Source organism: Parapedobacter deserti (assembly GCF_042646065.1).
Taxonomy (GTDB): Bacteria; Bacteroidota; Bacteroidia; order Sphingobacteriales; family Sphingobacteriaceae; genus Parapedobacter; species Parapedobacter deserti.
The window spans coordinates 1-2,203 of the sequence record NZ_JBHRTA010000006.1 but is presented as its reverse complement, the minus strand read 5'-3'; the positions used below and the strand labels follow the sequence as shown (position 1 = coordinate 2,203).

General features: G+C 57.4%; 1 protein-coding gene and 1 pseudogene (both running past the window's edge). Both read right to left on the bottom strand.

The genetic code is table 11. From position 1 onward, the window contains the following. Window positions 1-7: part of a DUF7927 domain-containing protein coding region (locus ACFOET_RS01770; protein WP_379018948.1), annotated on the bottom strand (this coding region is incomplete at its 3' end). The annotated region extends 1,607 nt beyond the left edge of the window; the window shows 7 of its 1,614 annotated nt. Next, window positions 1-1,955 (bottom strand): annotated as a pseudogene (locus ACFOET_RS01765) (DUF7927 domain-containing protein) (it extends 40 nt beyond the left edge of the window). The gene ACFOET_RS01770 and the pseudogene ACFOET_RS01765, both read right to left, overlap by 47 nt. Window positions 1,956-2,203: the final 248 nt, after the last annotated feature.

Here is a 2,203-nt window from a genome sequence, read left to right as displayed (position 1 = left end):
CAGTCATCGCAGGTCGGATCCGGGTCAGGTGTCGGTGTGGTCACCGTAACCGTATTCACCAGGTCATCATCGAAGTCAGCCGGTGTCTGCACCGTTACCGTATAGGTTACCACAGCGCCGTCAGGCAATGTGGCTATCGTCTCATTAATGTCGCCCGTGCCACTGGTGTTTGGCAATGTCACCGTACCGGTGGTCACCACCGCTGTCCAGCCAGTGATCGTCGTGCCGGTTGGAGCCGTATCCACCACGTTCACATCCTGCGCATCGCTCGGGCCATTGTTCGTCACCGTGATCGTGTAGTCAACCGACTCACCCGGGGTGAACGTTGTCTGCGTGGCATCGCTCACCACTTTCACCGTTACGATGTCAGCCTGCGGATCAGGTGTCAGCGGCGGGGTCTCACAGTCATCGCAGGTCGGATCCGGGTCAGGTGTCGGTGTGGTCACCGTAACCGCATTTACCAGGTCATCATCGAAGTCAGCCGGTGTCTGCACCGTCACCGTATAGGTTACCACAGCGCCGTCAGGCAATGTGGCGATCGTCTCATTGATATCACCCGTGCCGCTGGTGTTTGGCAATGTCACCGTACCCGTCGTGACTGTTGCACTCCAGCCAGTGATCGTCGTGCCGGTTGGAGCCGTATCCACCACGTTCACATCCTGTGCATCACTCGGGCCGTTGTTGCTCACCGTGATCGTATAGTCTACCGACTCACCCGGGGTGAACGTTGTCTGCGTGGCATCACTCACCACTTTCACCGTTACGATGTCAGCCTGCGGATTGGGTGTCAATGGCGGGGTCGTGCAGTCATCGCAGGTCGGATCCGGGTCAGGTGTCGGTGTGGTCACCGTAACCGTATTCACCAGGTCATCATCGAAGTCAGCCGGCGTCTGCACCGTTACCGTATAGGTTACCACAGCGCCGTCAGGCAATGTGGCTATCGTCTCATTAATGTCGCCCGTGCCACTGGTGTTTGGCAATGTCACCGTACCCGCTGTGACTGTTGCACTCCAGCTTGTGATAATGGTTCCGGCAGGAGCCGTATCCACCACGTTCACATCCTGCGCATCGCTCGGGCCGTTGTTGGTCACCGTGATCGTGTAGTCAACCGACTCACCCGGGGTGAACGTTGTCTGCGTGGCATCACTCACCACTTTCACTGTCACGATGTCCGCCTGCGGATCAGGTGTCAGCGGCGGGGTCGTGCAGTCATCGCAGGTCGGATCCGGGTCGGGTGTCGGTGTGGTCACCGTAACCGCATTTACCAGGTCATCATCGAAGTCAGCCGGTGTCTGTACCGTTACCGTATAGGTTACCACAGCGCCGTCAGGCAATGTGGCTATTGTCTCGTTGATATCACCCGTGCCTGAAGTATTGGGAAGCGTTACCGTGCCGGTGGTTACCACCGCTGTCCAGCCAGTGATCGTCGTGCCGGCCGGAGCCGTATCCACCACGTTCACATCCTGGGCATCGCTCGGACCGTTGTTGGTCACCGTGATCGTGTAGTCAACCGATTCACCCGGGGTGAATGTTGTCTGCGTGGCATCGCTCACCACCTTCACCGTTACCACGTCCGCCTGCGGATCAGGAGTCAATGGCGGGGTCGTGCAGTCATCGCAGGTCGGATCCGGGTCGGGTGTCGGTGTGGTCACCGTAACCGTATTCACCAGGTCATCATCGAAGTCAGCCGGTGTCTGCACCGTCACCGTATAGGTCACCACAGCGCCGTCAGGCAATGTGGCTATCGTCTCATTGATATTACCGGTACCTGAAGTATTCGGCAATGTCACCGTACCGGTGGTCACCACCGCTGTCCAGCCAGTGATCGTCGTGCCGGTTGGAGCCGTATCCACCACGTTCACATCCTGTGCATCGCTCGGGCCGTTGTTCGTCACCGTGATCGTGTAGTCTACCGATTCACCCGGGGTGAACGTTGTCTGCGTGGCATCACTCACCACTTTCACCGTTACGATGTCCGCTTGTGAAGTATACGTCAACACCACATCATCAAAAGCGACACACGTTCCATTAGTAACCGTCCAACGCAGGGTTACAGACGTATTCGGATCCAATGTAATGATTGCGTTCGGATCGGTAACATCCACTATTCCAACTGCAGGCGTACCACTAACCACGCTCCATTCGCCGGTTCCCGGAGTCGGAGCCGTAGCATCTAATGTAAATTCTCCGCTGTTATACTGCG